We start from the raw sequence: 1,378 nt of genomic DNA, 5'->3' as shown, positions 1-1,378 counted from the left end.
AATCCATCGCACAGCCAGTGGATCTCTTTGAGAGTCACTTTCCGCAGTTCATCCGGTGTGTCCGGCCAATGGAAGGAATTCCGGTCCAGGCGTTTCATCAGGATCCAAAATCCGGAACCGTCCCACTGGAGGATCTTGATCAATGTGCGTCTGCGATTGCAGAATGCGAACATACAGCGGGAGTACGGGTCGAGATGGAATTTCAGTTTGATGATTGCGGCTAAACCGGTATAACTCTTGCGGAGATCCGTAACCCCGCACGCCAGATAGACCGTTGTGCTTCCTGAAAAATCAAGCATAGTTCTTCAATGCCTGCAGAAGCGCCGTCATCAGCCTGGAAGGACAGTCTGCCCCAACTTCAATCCGGATGTTTTCCGGAAGAAGGATTGTTACAGGAGGAGTCCCCGCAGGGGCATTGAACTGCAGCTCCTGTTCCGAAGGCAGTTTTGCGAACACCGGATCAGAAATACATTCCGTTTCTGGAGCCTCTGATTGAATCTTTCGAATCCAATAGCCCAGAGTAGACTGCGGGATCTCATTCTGCTGACACCATTCTTTGCGGGATAGGCCGCTTTCCTGGAAAGCATGGACTCGATCAGCCCAGAGATCACTTTTTGAGATTTTATTGTCATCCATCTCTATTGGTATCACCTCCATCATTTGAGAACATCTTATCAAATGTAGGAAGGGATTTGAAGATACGGATGATTACCTACTTACGGCAAATCTACACCTGCTTCATTTATATAGGCATCTAATAATTTAATCAGCCATTTTGTTTCTATAGTCACAAATTATTCTCCTTTGCTTTAAGTGTGTAGCACAAGGCAAATTTTTTAATCTCTTCTAAACAAATCCCTGGTATATACCTTGTCCTTCACATCATCCAGGCAACTGTCATATCGGTTGGCAATGATAGACTGGCTTAATCTCTTAAACTCATCGAGATCATTGACAACTTTGCTGCCAAAGAAGGTACTTCCGTCTTCCAGTGTTGGCTCATATACAATTACTGTAGCTCCCTTGGCCTTGATCCGTTTCATAACTCCCTGGATGGAAGACTGACGGAAATTATCGGAATTACTCTTCATAGTAAGACGATAAACGCCTATAACAACCTCTTTTTCCATAGTCTTGTCATATTCACTGTTAGATTCATAGGCTCCAGCAAGCTCAAGAACACGATCAGCAATAAAATCTTTCCTTGTCCTATTACTTTCTACAATTGCCTCAATGAGATTTTCCGGTACATCTGCATACCTACATTTGATAAGATGTTCTCAAATGATGGAGGTGATACCAATAGAGATGGATGACAATAAAATCTCAAAAAGTGATCTCTGGGCTGATCGAGTCCATGCTTTCCAGGAAAGCGGCC

At 44.1% G+C, this 1,378-nt stretch carries 2 protein-coding genes and 1 pseudogene; all 3 read right to left on the bottom strand.

All coding sequences use genetic code 11. The features are described 5' to 3' along the window. Nucleotides 1-299, bottom strand: a 299-nt coding sequence (gene tnpB / locus B5G33_RS22840; RefSeq protein ID WP_087418981.1) for an IS66 family insertion sequence element accessory protein TnpB, incomplete at its 3' end; no start/stop codon positions are given. After that, a complete protein-coding gene (tnpA, locus tag B5G33_RS20845; RefSeq protein ID WP_242974806.1) occupies nucleotides 292-636 on the bottom strand; it encodes an IS66 family insertion sequence element accessory protein TnpA in 345 nt (114 codons plus the stop codon). The genes tnpA and tnpB, both read right to left, overlap by 8 nt. Before the next feature lie 200 nt (nucleotides 637-836). After that, nucleotides 837-1,259: pseudogene (locus tag B5G33_RS20840) on the bottom strand (UDP binding domain-containing protein); the annotation flags it as partial. Nucleotides 1,260-1,378: the final 119 nt, after the last annotated feature.

Origin of the sequence: Blautia sp. An81, assembly GCF_002161285.1 — a bacterium.
GTDB lineage: Bacteria > Bacillota > Clostridia > Lachnospirales > Lachnospiraceae > Blautia > Blautia ornithocaccae.
Note: the sequence above shows the minus strand (reverse complement) of the source record. Positions and strands in the feature narration are given on the sequence as shown.